The 17,888-nt window shown below is 55.7% G+C and carries 16 protein-coding genes; 10 read left to right on the forward strand and 6 right to left on the reverse strand.

What is annotated here, in order from left to right:
• Positions 1 to 211 precede the first annotated feature (211 nt).
• From KGB25_RS21150 to KGB25_RS21195, 10 genes are all read left to right on the forward strand, one after another.
• Positions 212 to 793, forward strand: coding sequence for a YjfI family protein (locus KGB25_RS21150; protein ID WP_085988408.1), 582 nt, complete (start codon positions 212 to 214; stop codon positions 791 to 793).
• 25 nt (positions 794 to 818) lie between these two features.
• Positions 819 to 1,517, forward strand: a complete 699-nt coding sequence (locus KGB25_RS21155; RefSeq protein ID WP_223436541.1) for a PspA/IM30 family protein — start codon at positions 819 to 821, stop codon at positions 1,515 to 1,517.
• A gap of 156 nt (positions 1,518 to 1,673) precedes the next feature.
• Positions 1,674 to 2,237: a rhomboid family intramembrane serine protease gene (locus tag KGB25_RS21160; protein ID WP_008041319.1), complete on the forward strand. Its 564-nt coding sequence runs from the start codon at positions 1,674 to 1,676 to the stop codon at positions 2,235 to 2,237.
• 71 nt (positions 2,238 to 2,308) lie between these two features.
• Positions 2,309 to 3,343 carry an ion channel gene (locus KGB25_RS21165; RefSeq protein ID WP_008041318.1) on the forward strand — a complete coding sequence of 345 codons (1,035 nt, stop codon included), beginning with the start codon at positions 2,309 to 2,311 and terminating at the stop codon, positions 3,341 to 3,343.
• Complete coding sequence (locus KGB25_RS21170; RefSeq protein ID WP_192228086.1) at positions 3,330 to 4,004, forward strand: DUF2491 family protein; 675 nt, start codon at positions 3,330 to 3,332, stop codon at positions 4,002 to 4,004. The genes KGB25_RS21165 and KGB25_RS21170 overlap by 14 nt, the downstream gene beginning before the upstream one ends.
• Positions 4,005 to 4,019: 15 nt before the next feature.
• The gene (locus tag KGB25_RS21175) at positions 4,020 to 4,448 is read left to right on the forward strand and encodes a DUF350 domain-containing protein (protein ID WP_008030949.1); all 429 of its coding nucleotides are present in this window, start codon (positions 4,020 to 4,022) and stop codon (positions 4,446 to 4,448) included.
• Between the two features lie 18 nt (positions 4,449 to 4,466).
• Positions 4,467 to 5,180, forward strand: coding sequence for a DUF1190 domain-containing protein (locus tag KGB25_RS21180; protein WP_192228087.1), 714 nt, complete (start codon positions 4,467 to 4,469; stop codon positions 5,178 to 5,180).
• Positions 5,181 to 5,192: 12 nt separating this feature from the next.
• Entirely contained in the window at positions 5,193 to 6,350 is a 1,158-nt protein-coding gene (locus tag KGB25_RS21185) for a glutathionylspermidine synthase family protein (protein WP_223436543.1), read from the forward strand.
• 156 nt (positions 6,351 to 6,506) lie between these two features.
• On the forward strand, positions 6,507 to 8,711 hold the full coding sequence (locus KGB25_RS21190; RefSeq protein ID WP_223436545.1) for an OsmC domain/YcaO domain-containing protein: 2,205 nt from the start codon (positions 6,507 to 6,509) through the stop codon (positions 8,709 to 8,711).
• A gap of 514 nt (positions 8,712 to 9,225) precedes the next feature.
• A complete protein-coding gene (locus tag KGB25_RS21195; protein ID WP_223436547.1) occupies positions 9,226 to 9,726 on the forward strand; it encodes a hypothetical protein in 501 nt (166 codons plus the stop codon).
• 290 nt (positions 9,727 to 10,016) lie between these two features.
• On the opposite strand, the gene KGB25_RS21200 is transcribed toward KGB25_RS21195, so the two are convergent.
• Genes KGB25_RS21200 through KGB25_RS21225 form a run of 6 tightly spaced genes read right to left on the reverse strand, consistent with a single transcriptional unit; the run spans position 10,017 to position 17,882 of the window.
• A complete protein-coding gene (locus KGB25_RS21200; RefSeq protein WP_223436549.1) occupies positions 10,017 to 12,299 on the reverse strand; it encodes an AAA family ATPase in 2,283 nt (760 codons plus the stop codon).
• Positions 12,296 to 12,736, reverse strand: a complete 441-nt coding sequence (locus KGB25_RS21205; RefSeq protein ID WP_223436551.1) for a VPA1267 family protein — start codon at positions 12,734 to 12,736, stop codon at positions 12,296 to 12,298. The genes KGB25_RS21200 and KGB25_RS21205 overlap by 4 nt, the downstream gene beginning before the upstream one ends.
• Positions 12,736 to 13,149, reverse strand: coding sequence for a hypothetical protein (locus KGB25_RS21210; protein ID WP_223436553.1), 414 nt, complete (start codon positions 13,147 to 13,149; stop codon positions 12,736 to 12,738). The genes KGB25_RS21205 and KGB25_RS21210 overlap by 1 nt, the downstream gene beginning before the upstream one ends.
• A 3-nt stretch (positions 13,150 to 13,152) precedes the next feature.
• The gene (locus tag KGB25_RS21215; protein ID WP_223436555.1) at positions 13,153 to 15,159 is read right to left on the reverse strand and encodes an integrase; all 2,007 of its coding nucleotides are present in this window, start codon (positions 15,157 to 15,159) and stop codon (positions 13,153 to 13,155) included.
• A complete protein-coding gene (locus KGB25_RS21220; protein WP_223436557.1) occupies positions 15,152 to 16,675 on the reverse strand; it encodes a site-specific integrase in 1,524 nt (507 codons plus the stop codon). Before KGB25_RS21220 ends, KGB25_RS21215 begins: the two co-directional genes overlap by 8 nt.
• Positions 16,662 to 17,882 carry a tyrosine-type recombinase/integrase gene (locus tag KGB25_RS21225; protein WP_223436559.1) on the reverse strand — a complete coding sequence of 407 codons (1,221 nt, stop codon included), beginning with the start codon at positions 17,880 to 17,882 and terminating at the stop codon, positions 16,662 to 16,664. The genes KGB25_RS21220 and KGB25_RS21225 overlap by 14 nt, the downstream gene beginning before the upstream one ends.
• Between the last annotated feature and the right edge of the window lie 6 nt (positions 17,883 to 17,888).

Genomic DNA, 17,888 nt, shown 5'->3' on the forward strand with positions numbered 1-17,888 from the left:
CCCCCACCCCCCATAAAAAAATCTCACGCGTGAGCTATTGAGCCCAGCAAAAATTGCCTGTAGTGTTTCTCACGCGTGAGTTTTTCACAACGAGGTCAGCACCATGAACAGCAGCTCTCCATCAGATCCGCCTTCCGGGTCTGTGAACGATTCAGCAAGCCGCAAGGGAGAGCGCTCGAAACCGTCCGCGAAAAAACCATCGAGCTTCTACATGAAGCAGATGCGCGCGGGCCTGGGTGCCGCCGGTTATGTAAAACACGAGACTTGGGTGCTTCCCGAAAACCGAAGCCTGCTCAAGCAGATGGAGAAACAGCTACGCCAACCGATCCTGGCTGGCTCATTCATGTCGGAGAATTACATGAGCGCAGGTAACAACTGGAACATCGATCGCCTCTACAGCGCCCTTCAAGCCCTGGACGAAGTGGTCTCGAACGACATCACCCTCTCCCTCGTCCAAGGCTCCGAATCCAGCATCAAGCTGGAAATGAACGACTTCGGTGGCTTGCCGATTTACATCGCGGTAGTGGGCGACCAGATCATCGTCGATACCGTGCTGGTCGACGTCGAGTCGATCAAGGACGTGCCGGCCTTCAATGATGCCGTGCTGCGCAGCCGGGAAATGTTCCCGCTGTCGTCGATCGGCATCGAGTCCATGCCCAACGGGCAGGTCGTTTACAACATGTTTGGCGCGCTCAGCTCCGACTCGAGCCTGACCAACGTCGTGACCGAGGTCAAAACCCTCGTCGACAACGTGCAGCGCGCCAGCGAAGCCTTCGAACGTTTTTTCAATTAATTATTCGGGAATCAGGGAAAATCCAATGACTCAGTCCATCTGGAGCAAATTGTTCACCGCACTGCGTGGCGGTGCCAATGAAGTCGGCGAATCGATCGTCGACCAACAGGCCCTGCGCATCCTCGACCAGGAAATTCGCGATGCCGACAGCGCGCTGGCCAACGCCAAGCGTGAGCTGGTCACAATCATGGCCAAGCACAAACTGTCCGCTGATCGCGTCAGCGAGTACAACGCCAAGATCAAGGACCTGGAATCCAAGGCGCTGGCCGCCATTCAGGCCAACCGCGAAGACCTGGCACTGGAAGTGGCCGAAGCCATTTCGACCCTGACCAACGAGCTGGATGTCGAGCAGAAGCAGGCCACCGAATTCGGCGGTTATGCGGACAACATGCGCAAAGACATCACCAAGGCTGAAAGCCGCATCAAGAGCTTGCGTCAGCAAGTGGACATGGCCAAGGCCCGCGAAAGCGTACAGAAAGCCCAGGTCAGCGCGTCCATCGCCAGCGGCGGCGCCAACGGCAAACTGGAAACCGCAGTCGGCACGCTGAACCGCTTGCAAGCCAAGCAGCAGCAACGCGCCGCTGAACTGGAAGCCCAGGACCAACTGGCCGATCAATCGACTGGCACCGACCTGGAGCGCAAACTGCGCGAAGCCGGCATCACGCCGGACGCGGGCAGCGCCAACGCGATCCTGGAGCGCCTGAAGCAGAAATCGGCTGAGTAACCCACTCAGTCGCAGATGCATAACCTGTGGGAGCTAGCCTGCTAGCGATTACGGTTTGTCAGGCGACATTAATGTTGACTGACACTCCCTCTTCGCGAGCAGGCTCGCTCCCACATTGGATATGCGTTTCAGTTTTTCGTTGAATCGAGGTCAAGGATGGATGCCCTGAAGGGTTTCAAGACAATCGCCAGCCTCGCCATTTTCATGGTGGCGCTGCAACTGCTCAACGTTGCGACCGGCTACAGCCTTGTGGCATTCGGCCTGGTTCCGAGAACAGCCCACGGGCTGGTCGGCATCATCACCTCGCCTTTTTTACACGCGTCCTTTGCGCACCTCAGCGCCAACCTGATTCCCTTCCTGATTCTGGGCACCCTGGTCATTGTCGATGGGCTCAACCGGTTCCTGGCCGTCAGCGCGATCATCATTCTGCTGGGCGGCGCACTGGTCTGGCTGTTCGGGTTTTCCGGCGTGCACATTGGCGCCAGCGGCTGGGTATTCGGGCTGTGGGCCTACCTCCTGTCCCGCGCCTGGTTTCACCGCAGCTGGGGCAACCTGATCACGGCCAGCGTCGTGGCGCTGCTCTATGGCGGCCTGGTCTTTGGCTTCCTTCCGCGTCAGGGTGTGTCCTTCGAAGGACATCTCTTTGGGGCGCTCGCCGGATTTATTGCAGCCAAGGTACTTTTCTCTGCGCCGCGCAGCAGGTTTAATGCCGCCGGTTAACCGCACTTGAGCATTCAGACGCCGAGGCGATAACGTCGCCAGGAATGAGTACCCACGGAGTCAGGGACGAAATGTCGATTTTCCTTTTATTGCGCATGTATGCCTCGTCCCTCTTCCACCGATTCGGTTGGGCGGGACTGGTCATCGCCTTGGCCGTGCACCTGACCACGGCGTATCTGGGCCTGGTGTTGCTGGGCGAACAGCACCTCACCGCCCCCGCCACGTTTACCTACTTCTATCTCACTACCACGCTTACCGTAGGCTATGGCGATCTCGCGCCACAGACATCGGCGGGGCGCATTTTCGTGGCCACCTGGGTCATGCTCGGCGGCATTGCGCTGCTGACGGCAGCCATCGGCAAAACCACCAGCAGCGTTATCGATGTATGGAGAAAAAGCATGAAGGGCAAAGGTGACTACACCGGCAATGTCGGGCATACGGTGCTCATCGGCTGGGAAGGTGCGTCCAGCGAACGGGTCGTTGAGTTGTTGCTTCAGGATGAAACCTCCAACGACAACCTGATCGTCATTTGCGATTGCACCCTTGAAGAAAACCCCATGCCCGGACAGGCGTCCTTCATCAAGGGCGAAAGCCTGTCCTCGGTGGCGCTGCTACTGCGTGCTGGCGTTCCCGGTGCCGAACGCGTTCTGGTGCGAACCCACTCAGACGACCTGACCCTGGCCACCGTGCTGGCGGTCAATCAACTGAAGCCTGTCGGGCATGTGGTCGCCCACTTCAATGACAGTGAAATCGCCTCGCTCGCCAGCGCCTACGCCCCCAGCCTGGAATGCACATCAAGCATGGCCATCGAGATGCTTGTGCGCGCGTCCCAGGACCCCGGCTCGTCCGTGGTCATCAACGAATTGCTGTGCGTGGGCCAGGGCGCGACCCAATACCTGATGAAACTGCCCGATACGTTTAACGCGACCTTCGGCGATCTGTACACGCAGATGAAAGAACGTCACAACGCCACCCTCATCGGCTACCGCGCCAAGGGCGCCCGACAACCATCGATCAACCCGCCTGGCGCCACACGCGTCGAGGGCGGCGAGCTCTTCTACATCGCCTCCACTCGCCTCAAGGAAATCTCCAATGGGATGGTTTAAACAGTTGTTGGGGCTTGAGGCCCCGAACGCGAATTCAGAATCGAAATGGACCGCCAGCGAAACCCAACCGGCCGCCGGCCCGCTGGGTCTGGCACTGGGCAAAGGCGTGATGTTCGACAGCACGCTGCAATTGTTGCTCGACGAAAAAACTGCCGTGGCCATTCCCGGCTCGCAGCAGATCTGGAGCAACGGCACCATTGACCTCGGGCAGTCGACCTGGCTGTCGCGCTACTACATGAACGACGAAGACTACTGGCTGCAAGTGCACACCACCGGCGACATCGCCGGCCAGGTCGAGTCGGTGATCCTGTTCAACTACCTCAGCTACATCACCATCAGCAGCGAAGCGGAGCTGCGTCGTCTGGCCGGCCCGAATAGCCTGATCGGGCTGCCGACCTACACCCACAACGGCGTCGAATACACCCGCGAATGGGGCACCGAGAATGGCCAGACTGAATTGGTGGCGTTGAGCGAACAGCTGAAAAACCCGGATGAGTCCTACAGCGTCGAGCACCGTTCGATGCTGTACGCCCGCGAAACCGGCCTGACCGACCGCCGCGAATTCCTGCTGTTTTCTGTCGAAGAAGACGCCGAAGGCACGATCAGCTTGAGCACTTCGCTGGGCATTTCGCTGTACACCACCGACCTGAACACTTTTTAAAAAGGAAGAAACCCCATGCTAGAAGCGCTCTCCGTCTCCCTGAACAAAGCCGCCGTGCTCGGGTTTGTTGCGTACATCCTCGGCGCCGCCGTGCTGTTCGCGCTGTTCCAGTTCATCTACACCCGCATCACCCCGCACAAGGAATTCGAGCTGATCCGTTCGGGCAACGTCGCGGCTGCAATCGCCCTGGGCGGTGCGGTCATCGGTTTCGCGATTCCGGCCAGCAACGTGATCGCCTACTCGGTCAGCCTCCTCGACTTCGTGGTCTGGGCAGTCATCGCCGCGTTCGTGCAATTGTTGGCGTTCCTGATGACCAGCCTGGTGCTCAAGGGCACCTCCGAGCGCATCAAGAAAGGTGAAATCGCCGCCGGCATCTACGTGGCAGCCGTGGCCATCAGCGTCGGCATGTTGAACGCCGCCTGCATGACCCCTTCCTCGAACTGATCGCGCACGGAGCTCCCGATGAAACGAAGCAAGTACGTTCAGCTGTCGCTGGCAGCCTCGGTCGCGATGGCGATTTCGGGCTGCGGGCCGACGGAAAAAACCTACTCGATGCAGAAAAAGTACAACTTCCAGTCCGTGCAGCAATGCGCCGATGAAAAACTTCCGGTGGACGTCTGCTCGGACGCCTTCATGACCGCCATGGCCGAACATCGACGCATTGCACCGGTGTACGACAACCAGGCCGATTGCGAAGCCGACTTCGTCGCCGACTGGTGCCAGCAAGATTCCGCCGGCAAGTTCATCCCCAAACTTGGCGGCTTCGAACTGACCGCCAATGGCGAGGTGACGCAATCCCAGGTGGACGCCGCCAAAGCGCAATTGCCTGCCTCGGAAGCGAACAGTGGCGGTTCGGGGTTCTCCGGCACCAGCCTGCTGACCGGCCTGCTGATCGGCAACATGTTGAGCAACAACCGCAACAGCTACTATTCGGAGCCGGTGTACCGCTACCGCGATGACCGTGGCAGCTATTCGTCTTCGACACTCGGCCAGCGGATTTCGAAAGGTTCGACCTTTACCAAATCCAATCAGGCGCGATACGGCAGCAGCAACTACGCCGACTCGATTCGTTCCGCCAGCAAACCGGTGTCCGTTGCCTCGTCCACTTCCCGTGGCGGCTTCGGCAGCAAAGCCAGTGCGCGCAGCGGCTGGGGCGGCGGCGGGTCGAGCAGTTAAGGAAACAGGGCCATGAAGAAAATCCTCTGCGCAGAGCGTCATGACTGGAAACAGACCGCTGAAAGCCTCGGCTTTCTGTTCCACACCATCGACGACGAACCCTATTGGGACGAGAGCGCGTACTATCAGTTCACGCTCAAACAGATCGAGAACGATCTCGAAGACCCGACCACCGAGATCCATGAGATGTGCATGGACCTGGTGGCTCGCGTGGTGCAGAGCGAGGAGTTGCTGGAACGCCTGAGTATTCCGACACCGTTCTACGACCTGGTTCGTACGTCATGGTTCGAAGGTCATCCGCATCTGTACGGGCGCATGGACTTTTCCTACAACGGCAACGGCCCGGCCAAGCTGCTGGAGCTCAACTACGACACGCCGACCAGCCTCTACGAAGCGGCGGCGTTCCAGTGGGGCTGGCTGGAGCAGTGCATTGAGCGCGGTTTGTTGCCCAAGAACGCCGACCAGTTCAACAGCATCGACACCAAGCTGCATCAGGCCTTTGCTCAACTGCAGATCACGCAGCCCTTCTATTTCGCCTCGATGAAAGATTCGGTCGAGGACAAGGGCACCACCGATTACCTGCGGCTGGTTGCGGAAAAAGTCGGCATCGAATCCCGCCACATCGACATCGAAGACATTGGCCTCACCAGTGACGGACGTTTCGTCGATCTTGAAGATCGCTGGATTCCTCACCTGTTCAAACTGCACGCCTGGGAGTTCATCTTCCACGAGCCCTTTGGTGCAGCGATTGCCCAGAGCGATACGCAGTTTTTCGAACCAGCCTGGAAATCCATCATTTCCAACAAAGGCATCCTGCCGCTGCTATGGGAGTTCAACAAAGGTCATCCGAACCTGCTCGCCGCCCACCTGGATACCGACCCGAACAAAGCGGTGCCCAAGGGCTGGGTGCGCAAGCCATTCTTCTCGCGGGAAGGCGCCAACATCGAGCTGCAAACAGCGGACGGTCTGATCGTGAAAGAGGATGGGCCCTACACGGACGCGCCGTTTATCCTTCAGGAGTTCGCGCCGCTGCCGAAGTTTGGCGATAGCTACACGCTGATCGGTTCCTGGGTGATCGGCGATCAAGCGGCGGGCATCGGTGTGCGCGAGGACAACAGCCTGATTACCAAGGATTCCAGCCGATTCTTGCCGCACCTGATACTCGACTGAACATTTACCGTCAGTGAAAAAGCCCGTTGCCATGCATCGGGCGTCGGGGTGAAACAGGTGTAAACCCGATCAGGGACCCGACAACCACAAGACTTACCGCTGAAAAGCCGGATAATGGCGGCCAAATCGTCTAGCCCGTTATTCTGGTACCCCCCCATGGAAATCAAGGTCAACTTTCTCGACAACCTTCGGCTTGAAGCCAAGTTCGACGACTTCACGGTGGTGGCCGATCAACCAATCCGCTACAAGGGCGATGGCTCGGCACCGGGTCCGTTCGACTACTTCCTGGCTTCGTCGGCGTTGTGTGCGGCGTATTTCGTGAAGTTGTACTGCAGCACACGCAATATCCCCACGGATAACATCCGCCTGTCGCAGAACAACATTGTTGACCCGGAAAACCGCTACAACCAGATCTTCAAGATCCAGGTCGAGTTGCCCGCGGACATCTCCGACAAGGACCGCCAGGGCATCCTGCGTTCCATCGACCGTTGCACCGTGAAAAAAGTGGTGCAGGCCGGGCCTGAGTTTGTGATCGAAGAAGTGGAAAACCTCGACGCCGATGCCCAGGCGCTGTTGATGCCTGCTTCCAGTTCAGAGGCGAGCACTTACATTGCGGGTAAGGATCTGCCGCTGGAACAAACCATCGCCAACATGTCGGCCATTCTGGCGGACCTGGGCATGAAGATTGAAATCGCCTCGTGGCGCAATATCGTGCCCAATGTGTGGTCGCTGCATATCCGCGATGCGCACTCGCCGATGTGCTTCACCAACGGCAAGGGTGCGACCAAGGAAAGCGCACTGGCGTCGGCGCTGGGCGAGTTTATCGAGCGGCTCAACTGCAACTTCTTCTACAACGACCAGTTCTGGGGCGAAGACATCGCCAACGCGGAATTTGTGCATTATCCGGACGAGCGCTGGTTCAAGCCTGGCCGCAAAGACGCGCTGCCGACCGAGATTCTCGACGAGTACTGCCTGAAGATTTACAACCGCGACGGCGAATTGCGCGGCTCCCATCTGATCGACACCAACTCGGGCAATGAAGAGCGCGGTATCTGCTCGCTGCCGTACGTGCGCCAGTCGGACGGCGAGGTGGTGTATTTCCCGTCCAACCTGATTGAAAACCTGTACCTGAGCAACGGCATGAGTGCCGGCAACACGCTGGCCGAAGCGCAGGTGCAGTGCCTGTCGGAGATCTTCGAGCGCGCGGTAAAACGCGAAATCATCGAAGGTGAATTTGCACTGCCGGATGTGCCGGCCCACGTGCTGGCGAAGTACCCAGGGATCCTCGCCGGCATTCAGGCGCTGGAAGAACAGGGTTTCCCGGTGTTGGTGAAGGATGCGTCCCTGGGCGGTGAATTCCCGGTGATGTGCGTCACGTTGATGAACCCGCGTACCGGCGGTGTGTTCGCCTCGTTCGGCGCGCACCCAAGCCTTGAAGTGGCACTGGAGCGCAGCCTCACCGAGTTGCTGCAAGGCCGCAGCTTCGAAGGCCTCAACGACCTGCCCCAGCCGACGTTTGAAGGTCATGCGGTGACCGAGCCGAACAACTTCGTCGAGCACTTCATCGACTCGAGCGGCGTTGTGTCGTGGCGCTTCTTCAGTTCGAAGTCGGATTACGAATTCGTGGAGTGGGACTTCTCCGGCCAGGGTGAAAACTCGAATACCGAGGAAGCCGCGACCTTGTTCGGCATTCTCGAAGGCATGGGCAAGGAAGTGTACATGGCGGTCTACGAGCATATCGGCGCGACGGCCTGCCGCATCCTGGTGCCGGACTATTCGGAAATTTATCCGGTAGACGATCTGATCTGGGATAACACCAACAAAGCGCTGTTCTTCCGCGAAGACATCCTGAACCTGCATCGCCTGGACGAAGAAGAACTGCGAGCGCTGGTCGAGCGCCTGGTGGAAAGTGAGCTGGACGACTACACCGACATCACCAGCTTGATCGGCATCGAATTTGACGACAATACCGCTTGGGGTCAGTTGACGATCCTGGAGTTGAAGCTGCTGATTTATCTCGCCCTGCAACAATTTGAAGAGGCGAAAGAAGCAGTGGAAATGTTCCTGCAGTACAACGACAACACGGTTGAGCGCGGTTTGTTCTACCAGGCTGTCAATGTGGTGCTGGAGATGAAGCTGGACGAAGATCTGGAACTGGAAGACTACGAGGCCAATTTCCGCCGGATGTTTGGCAGCGAGCGGACGGACGCAGCAATCGGCTCGGTGGACGGGACCGTACGCTTCCATGGCTTGACGCCGACCAGCATGAAACTGGAGGGGCTCGACAGGCATCTGCGCCTGATCGACAGCTACAAAAAACTGCACTCGGCGCGGGCCAACGTAACCACGTCATCCCGCTGAGTGCAAATCTGTAGGAGCCGGCTTGCCGGCGATGGCGGAGGTTCAGTCAACCTGTTTATTGACTGGATGGACGCCATCGCCAGCAAGCTGGCTCCTACAAATTAATGTGCAAAAGAAAACCCCCGACCAGTCCAGAGGACCGATCGGGGGTTTCGAGGCTAAACCTTACAAAGGCCTAAGCCATATCCTAGAACGGTTATAAACACCAGAAAGCCTACTCGCTGACCGAGTGAGTGAGTGAATAGCCAATAACCATTGGCAGTCTAAGCAAAATGCCTGAGATCTCCATCGCTAGCCGTAACTTTTTCTGTGTAGTTTTCCTAAGAATCCAGAAAGAAACGCATCAAAAACTTTACAAAACACCTTGTCGTTGCGGGCAGGCCCAACGCCGCTCTACACCGCCCCAAATCCGACGAACGGTATAGCCCATCTCACCTCTATCTGCAGATTCGGCTACCTACACACGGGCCTGTCAGAGCTATGGCACAATGACGCCACTGCCAGGGAGCGCTTCGTGTCAAAACCCCATAACCCAATCACATCGCCGGTTTATACATCCGAGCTTCATCAAGACGACTTCATTCTGCATCCAGTGACTGCGCACCCGAGTTTTGGCTATGTGCCCGAGATGATCTCAAAAGGAACCACGCTGCCTGCTGGACACATTCACCTGCGCGCAGGCCGTCACTTCGGCCCCAACAGAGGGTATGGGGTAAACCACATCTGGAATGAGCATGCGCATGAGCTGCCCAAGTGGGGATGCAAGACAATCAATGAGGTAGCGGCCTACGTGGCCTCAGTCATCATTCACCGCGCTCCCATCTATTGCGAATTCCATCAGACCAAGAATGGCTACAAGGTGACGGTTTTGCGTAGCTCGAAGGGCTACGTGGTTCTGGAACCGATCGTGAACGAAGATCAGGAGCTCCAGTTCTACTCTGTTGTGACAGCCTATCGGCTTAGCCGGCGCGGCCATGGCACCTTGGTGGGCAACGTCATCTGCAACGTAGAATGAAAAAAGGCGCCCAATGGGCGCCTTTTAGAAAACTAGGAGGGCTGGTAGTCGCAGCGCTTACTTAGCTAGTCTTCCATTTCTGGAGACTGGGTCGGAAGCCAACCGTTGTTACTTGGTTGCCGCTACCGCAGGGTGGTGCGCCCTGCAATCCGCACTGTCGGTCAATAGTCACCGTGATACCGAACAGCAATGCTCTTATTGAGCCCTCATCAGTAGATTAGCAATTGATCGTCACTATATCAATCATTTGTTAGCCTCTAGAGGTTAACACCTGCCCACCAAAAGGGCTGCTAAGCCGCGATCCTGAGCAGTTCAGCCTCCAAAAGCGCACGCAATCCTACCTGCCGCGAGAAGGCCTTTGGAGGCAGCGCGATAGCCTCTTCCACGGCTTCTATGTTACCAACGAAGATCACCTGCACCTGGGCCCGTGTAGCAGCGGTGTAGACGAATGTGCGGTCAAGGATGCGGGACTTGCGCACAGGAATGATGACGCGCTTGAACTGTGAACCCTGAGCCTTGTGCACGGTGATGGAATACGCCAGTTCAAGAGAGTCGAGGTCGGTATCCAGGATGTAATGCCTTACACCCTCAAAAGTCGCCATCCCCAGAGCCGTGCAGATGCGAGATTTGTCTTCATCACCCAGATCTACTGACCGAGGCTCATTGAATACCTCATCTAGCTTGCCGAGAGACCCATTCTGAAGATTACGGGCCCAGTCATTTGCTGTGTACATCACGAGATCGCCGACACACAGACCCGTCGTCTCGATCTCACCGGTTTCAGGATTCTCAGCCAGCAACTGCTGGCCGTGATCGGCGTACTTGTTGTGGCAGGTTCGATTTAGCGCATCGATGCCTGCGAAGCGGCATGACCGTGTTGCCGAGAGAATCTGGGTATTCTCGGGATCTTGCTCGTAGAGCCTGATTACGGTGGGAATGATCTGTTCGTCTGAGCAAGCCAGGAATACAACGTCATCACACTCCTTGGAGCTGAAGACCGGGCGCTGGCCGTCTCGAATCTGGCGGGATGCCAAGGGGATCGCTGAATCCTTGGCTTGTCGTTTGACTTCGATCAGCTCGGTGGTTGGTACGCCGGCCATGCCGCACAGCACATGCAGAATGAGGCCGGCACCAATCGGTGGCAGTTGATACGGATCACCCACGAGGATCACCTGGGACTCTGGCGGAAGCTTTTGAACCAACCGGTAGAACGTCACCAAGTCCAGCATCGAAGCTTCGTCGATGACGATGATTGGCGCCTGCCCCATTTCCTTGTCGCTTACCCTGCCCAAGAAACCAGCAATCGTACGCGCTTCCTCGCCTGTGGCCTCGATCATACGAGCCGTGGCTCGACCCGACAGAGCCATTTGAAAACGTGGCCGGCCTGTCGTATCAAGCGCTTTGTAGAGGGCTTTGAGGACAGTGGTTTTCCCTACACCTGCACCGCCAGTGATAATGCTGAACCGCTTCGAAAATGACGTAGCAACGGCATCGCGCTGGGCTTGATTCAACCCAAATTCCGGAAGCCCCAAATGCGCCCGTTCGTCTTCCTCAAAGCCTGCGATCACTTCGCTCACGCTTACAGGGAACAACTGCGGCTGCAACGAGGGAGTAATGACCAGATCCCGAACGAACTGAGCGCAGCGCTTTTCCATAATCCAAGAGCCCGGAGCGAACAGCATCGTCCCCAAGCTCGCGAGCTCTTGGCAGACAAACTGTCCGACCGAAGAGCCTGCCAATAGAGCATTCGCCAACGCAGCGGTCGGAGCGGAATGAGGTTTGATCAGTTGAGCGATCGTTGTGTGAAGATCACTTAACGAGCTGCATGTGTGCCCTTTTTCGGAGGCACGATAGAGCGACTCCTCAAGTGCCGCAGTAAGCCTACGCGGGTCATCCAGGCGAACGTCAAAACTCTCCCTGGCGATCTTATCGACGTCCAACCAGGCACCGGCAAAGCTGAGCAATCTATAAGGATCGCCGATGAGCGCTGAGATAGTGTTCTTCTTGTGAAAGCGTATGGCTTTCCGGGCGAGGTCTAGCGGGATTCGTTTGTTCTGGACGAAACGAAGCGTCTTCGCATCGCCATCCTCGACCCAGCGGTTGAACAATCGCTCGCGCACATCTTTCGTCGGGATAATCAGCTCTATTGCAGCATGATCAGCACAATCCAGCACCTCGTAGAGCCGCTCTCCAAGAGCATCCCACAATCGCGTGCCCTTCACTTCCCCTACGCCTTTGACGTTGTCACCCAGCCACTGAATGACTTGGGAGCCGCTGGGGCGAACAAGGCGAATATCCTGGGCATCGACTGTCATCTCACTGACTGCATATGCACCGTGAGTTCTCAGAACGGTACTGACTTCACCATAAACTTCAAAGATGGCGCCCACCGCGACGTCAGAAAGCTTGGCGATCGCATCCGGTACTCGAATGACAACCGGGCGCGATCGGTCATTGATGCCCCGAACAATGTCCATTCGATGACCAAAAGCGATGCACCCCTTCCGGTTTGAGGAGCGAATCTTTGTAATACGAACGCTGACGCTGATCAGTGAGGGCGCGGCGGCATTCATCGCGGCATCCGTCCTGTTTCTTCGAGGAATTCATTCATGAGCGTGTGGCGCTCCAGCATCTGCTTGGCAGCACTAAGCTCTGCACGCAGCGCCGCGTTTTCCTGCTCCAGCGAGTTCCGCCGCTGAGCATCCTGACGTCGCTGTTTTGCATCGGCATCTCTCAGCGGAGGTTCCGCTTTCAGCCCAGCCGGCAGCGAAGCCACTAGCGGCGGCAATACGCCTGCGGCCCTGAGCTCGGTTTCAAGATTTTCTAGTGCACTACGAATCGCTGGATTCTGTGTTAGCGCACTTTTTCCAAACCCGCACTCCTTTGCGATCTCGGTGCGCTTCAGCTTGCCGTTATGGACGTACTCTCTGAAGTCCACATCCGTCTTGGAGGCCGCCCAGGCGAAGAAAGCCGCAAGGTTCTCTTCAGCAATCTGTTGTCCGTTGGCCATCAGGATTCCGCCTCCGACGAGTCACGGTCAACAATAGGCAATGCTGCATCCAGCTTTTCTGCGGACACGTTGAATTTATGGGCGTTGTACTGCCAGCGAATAAAACGCTCCAGAAGCTTGTTGTTTTCACGCTGCAGACGGCTGTTCTCGGCCTCCAGTCGGCGAATTCGCTGCTCAGCGATACTCAAGCTCGCAGGACGCTTGGTAGATACAAACCCGGCCTTCAGCCGGTTCTTCTGGTGCGTGAACGCATTTTTGATGCGTTCGTGAGCGTTTAATGTTTGCCGCGTAGGCCGCGTCCCAATGAGGGGCCCAACCGCATCGCAAAGGGCTTCCCACCCAAGCTTGCCTTCCCAGCTGTCGATCAACCCGACGATGAGATCGAGATCTTTGGTACTTAGATGCTTGGCCATGCCTTAAGCCCCCAGAAGAGCACGAAGCTCATCCAAATCGGGCTCGTTGCGTTTCGGCGCTGGCAGGCTCGGAGCTTTTGAACGAGCTGCGATAGCGCGTTTAAGCGGACTGAACTCCTGATCACTGTTCAGCCGAACGATAGTGCCGTCCGGGACATCTTTTGAGCTCAAAATCTCGACAAGCTGATCGGCTTTCTCAAGGGTTTTGATCTGATGCTGGCTCCAGCGGTCTGCACCATAGATTCCATCTTCATTTGCAGCCTGCGCCTTTGAAAGCTGAAGACGAATACTGTCTCGATAATCTTTGAGTCGTTCGTACTTTGCACTTTCACCCTTTAAACATGCGTGTTCGGTGCAATTCAAACAGTCCAGGTGTTTCTGACAGGACTGCATCGAGTAGTCATGAACGCAGTAACCAAAGATTGTCACGTGCGCGATTCCTTCACCGATAGCCTCAAGATCAGCCAAAGTGACGGGAAGGTTCTGCCTGCTCTTTTCCAAGGCAACACCAATCCCCATCTCTCTAGCCCTTGCGACATGTTCCTCATCGGTCATGTGGTTGTAAGTCGCGTTTTGATGGATGTTTTGTCGTCCCGACCATTTAGCGATGTACAGCTGCCCAAGGTCGCCCTGTTGCGCCTTCGTGTTCAAGTAATGCCGAATCTGGTGAGATTTCATGGAAATGGGTGAGCCATCGGGATCCCTGTACCCGTAGCGCTCCCAGATGCTTCGCTCCTGACCGTCGATGTAGTTGATATCAGTCTGGAACGTACTCTTTCCGGGCGCCCAGACGATCACTGGACGCGCTGGGAAATCCATCCGTAGCTCGTTTTGACGGAAGCAGCACAGGGCTTCCGAGTATTTGATGTGCCGCTCTTTGTTCAGCCACGGCCACCCCTTCGGCAATTTGCTGCGAAGGAAACCATTGAGGAATCGCAGCGTGACGTGGCCATTCTCAGCGAAGTAGGCTTTGAAAGGCTCATAGGACTCCAATCCCTTCATCAACGCTTGGCGTGGACGCTCACCTGGTGTCAGCCCCAACGCGATACAGGCTTGTTCTGCCGTCAGCGGCTGATCTTCACCAACATTTGGGCAGTTTTCATGTCGGTAGAACTCATTCGGATGAGTCTCCAGCCAAGAGGCAAGCGCCCGGCCTGGTGCGGATAGTTCCGTCAGCCGCCGGACGGCCTCCTCGGCGATCTGTACGAAGGCTGACGAGACCCATTTGATGTCGGATCCGTATCCCTTGCCTGCATAGAACCTGAGCCCCAAACGTTCGATACCGTCGCTGTCGACCTCTCGATGGAGACAGTTCAAAGGAAGGTCTTCAACTTCTGAAATCCGAGATGGTGCGCACATACAGAGTGCAAAGATAGAGGTTGTGAAACGATCTCGCGGATCCTGCAGATCATTAGCGAACATTTCGCCCATTGCCTCAAGACGGCTAACGGCAGGCAGCTTCTCTTCTCTCTTTTTCTTGGCGACCGGATTGTTGCCGTGAATCTCTTTCGGTTTTTTAAACGGGCTTTTCCATACCAGTGGAGCCGCAATGATCTTGCTTTCATTCAAAAACTCAACAAGCCTCACCAAGCTGATACCTGCTTGATAGTCAGTCGCGTCATAGGTGCCAGCGACTTTACCTGCTGCATCTAATACGCTGAGGTCGGTTAGCGTAATGTCAGCAGAGCCATAAACCTCAAGGAGCGCAGCTTCAATGCAACGAATCGCCTTGAACTCATTCTTGAGTTTGGTGGGGTTATGCCCTTGCTGATATCGCACATAAGCTTTCGCAAACGACATAATGCCGGGATCCAGGAGCTGTTCCGGTGTGTAGCCTCGTGCCGAAGCACCCTTCTTTGTGAAGTTGCCCACACCCGGCCAAGCGTGGCTATACCAGTCGAGATTGGCACTGAAGACTGTGAGTTGATCACGGCATAAACGCACGAACTCTGCGAGGTTTTGCTGGCTGGTGACCTGCGCTTTGGGCACAAACTGGAAAATATTAGACATTGGCGGCCTCGCTCTTCATTGCCTTGCAACGAGTCACCACATCACTGACGGCCAGGATAAGCCTGTCGTTTACCGAAGCGATCTTCAAATCGCCTGTGCTTGCAAAGATGTTGTCCCGATCGCTAATGAGTTGATCCAACACAAACTCATGAGGCCCATCAAGCCATGGCTCGAAGTGAGAGCAGGTGTAGCAAGCAATAGGTGCAAGAGCACCACAAAACCCGAAGCTGCCACAGCTACCAACATTACCGCCGCCGCTGCAAATCCGGCTTGAACGATCTCCCCCGCGACGGGCCTTGCTTTCGTCGGTTACCAACACGCCCTGGAAGGCCTGTGCGAGTGGAGCCAGTTGCAAAGCAACTGCCTTGTCGATGTGTTTAACGATCTCAGGAATGTTCCTGACATACACGCCGGTATTCTGGATGTCCGAGTGATCAAGCGCTTCGGCAATGATGTATTCGCCCCGGCCTTCCCTGGCCAAGTTTGTTCCGAGCGTGTAGCGGAAGCGATATGCATTCAGGTGTGTCGTCCCGCCCGTGCGTTCGCTGATGACATTAATTACGGTCTTTACAAATGTCATCGTCTGGCTCACCTCAATGATGAGCGCATGTAATTCATCGCCGTCCAGCAACTCTTCAAGATTATTCTTGGCTTCATGCTGCCGAGGGCCTGGAAATAGAGGCAATTCGCGCTGTAGCCGAGCAGGAATAGGCTCCTCGACTATCTCACTGAAAGATTGGCGAACAGCTTCAGCCTGGGACTGAAGAAGCAACCACAGATCCTCTACAATTCGAAACTTGTTGAAGGAAGATCGCCATTTACCGTGCCTTTGCTTTCCTCGTGGAAAGTTAATGAAGTATTTGCCTTCAATTTCAATCAAGTCTTTGATTTTGAGTGACGTAATTTGGATTGGCCGACGCCCTGTCATAGCTAGAATCATTGCGTAGCAAGTATCACGCAACGTAAGCCGACCTTCCGCATAACATTCAACCACTCCGGAGACGATTCCCTGCATCTCGATATCTGTCAGAGGCCCGTTCTCCGGACACATCGACTGCACTGCGTACCCCTTTTCATTCCCCTTGATTTTCCATTTTTCCATCATGGCTAAGGTTTCAGATGGGATGCCCGGATAGCCCAAGCTGATCCAGCTTCGGATGAATGCGCGAACCGAACTCAATTCCGACTCATCTTTTTTCCCTAACTGATCACGATAGGAAATCATAGATGCAGAACTAAAGAGTGAAGAAGCTGAAGTCGATTGAAAATATCCTTTCAGCCTGTAGAACAACGCCATCGTGTATGCACCAGAACAGGTTTCGCCATAAATGGCCAATACTTGCTTGAAGCTCTTTAGCAAATCCTCACCCAGCCATTCTGGCAGCGAGTCCAAATAAAATGCTTTGTCCTTGTTTAGCTTCCAATAGTTTGAATAGATCTCTACTTCATAATCGTCCTTGGACAAAAAATGAGTACGTTCATAAGGTACGGCACGGGCGTTATCATTCACGATCATCAGAAGGTTTCCCCAAGTGTTTGTTTTGCAGCCCGATCGCAGCTTCTCCTGCCGCCTCTTTAATATGCCGCTTGTTGTATGTCGCCGCCGTGCCTGAAGTTTCACTCCACCCCATGAGATAACTTCGCATCTTGCCTTCAAACTCGGGCGTCCTGCCCTGCTCTTCACATCGTTTGGAAAAAATGTAATTCCAATGATGGCGAAGCGCATGCGTATGCAGCCCCGCCGTTTCATCGCTCAACGTTGAAAGAGTCGCTATGAATTTGCCAAAGCCGGAGTTGGAAAGAGGCCACCCCTGTGAGGCTCCCGAGCGATGAGTCACGAACAGATAGCCGTGCTTCCGGGCACCAGGAACCTTGGCGCGATATTCAGAGACGTACTCACGAATGCGATCCATGAGCTCAGGAATCAGCGGGATCGTTCGTTCTCGGGTTTTCGCAACAGGCTGATAGATTCGCGAGTCGCCCGCCGAGTCCGGTCGGCGAACTACTTTGACCGTGCCCTTGGCGAAATCGAAGTCTTCGATCTTGAAATTGAGCAGCTCGCCTCTACGTACTCCAGTCATACGCAACAGAGTAAACATAAGCGCATTTCGCATCTGGAGCCCGTAATCACTCATCGGGTTTGCGTCGCTGCCAGGCTTGATGATCTGCTCGATCGAATCCAACAGAGCGTCCTCCAAGCGTGCTGTAGAGCGATCATCCTCAATCTTTTCGCCCATTTTTGGCCGGTTAGCTTTGATTCGGGCAACCATCGCCGCGATTTCTTTCCCGCTCGTGGCCGTCGCCGGATGCAACCTGTCAGCAATGAATCCCAAATAATCCGCAGCCACGGACATGCGGTTGTATTGGGTTTCTTTTCCCACCCGCTTTGGCCGGCCCTTAATAGGCACAACCTTTCCTTCTGTTGGTCGGATTTCTACGAGAGGCTTCTGCATGAAGTCTCTGAGGGAGTGAACTTCATGAGCAGCAAGCAGTTCGCTTCGCTTAAAACGCGACTCCATGCTGAAGCCGTAATAGCGCTCCCACGCGCAAACCACTTTGATCGCACCAAGCACGTGATTGATTGTGTTGATTGAGAGAGACGCCCCTCGGATCGACGCAGTGATATAGAGCGATGGGTAGTAAAGCGGCATGCCGATTTCGTCGACAAGGATGGAAAATCTCTCTCCTGAATCGGCTTGAAACCGTCTGATAGATAGCTGCATAAAGCC

The organism is Pseudomonas sp. BF-RE-21, from assembly GCF_019947305.1.
GTDB lineage: Bacteria > Pseudomonadota > Gammaproteobacteria > Pseudomonadales > Pseudomonadaceae > Aquipseudomonas > Aquipseudomonas migulae.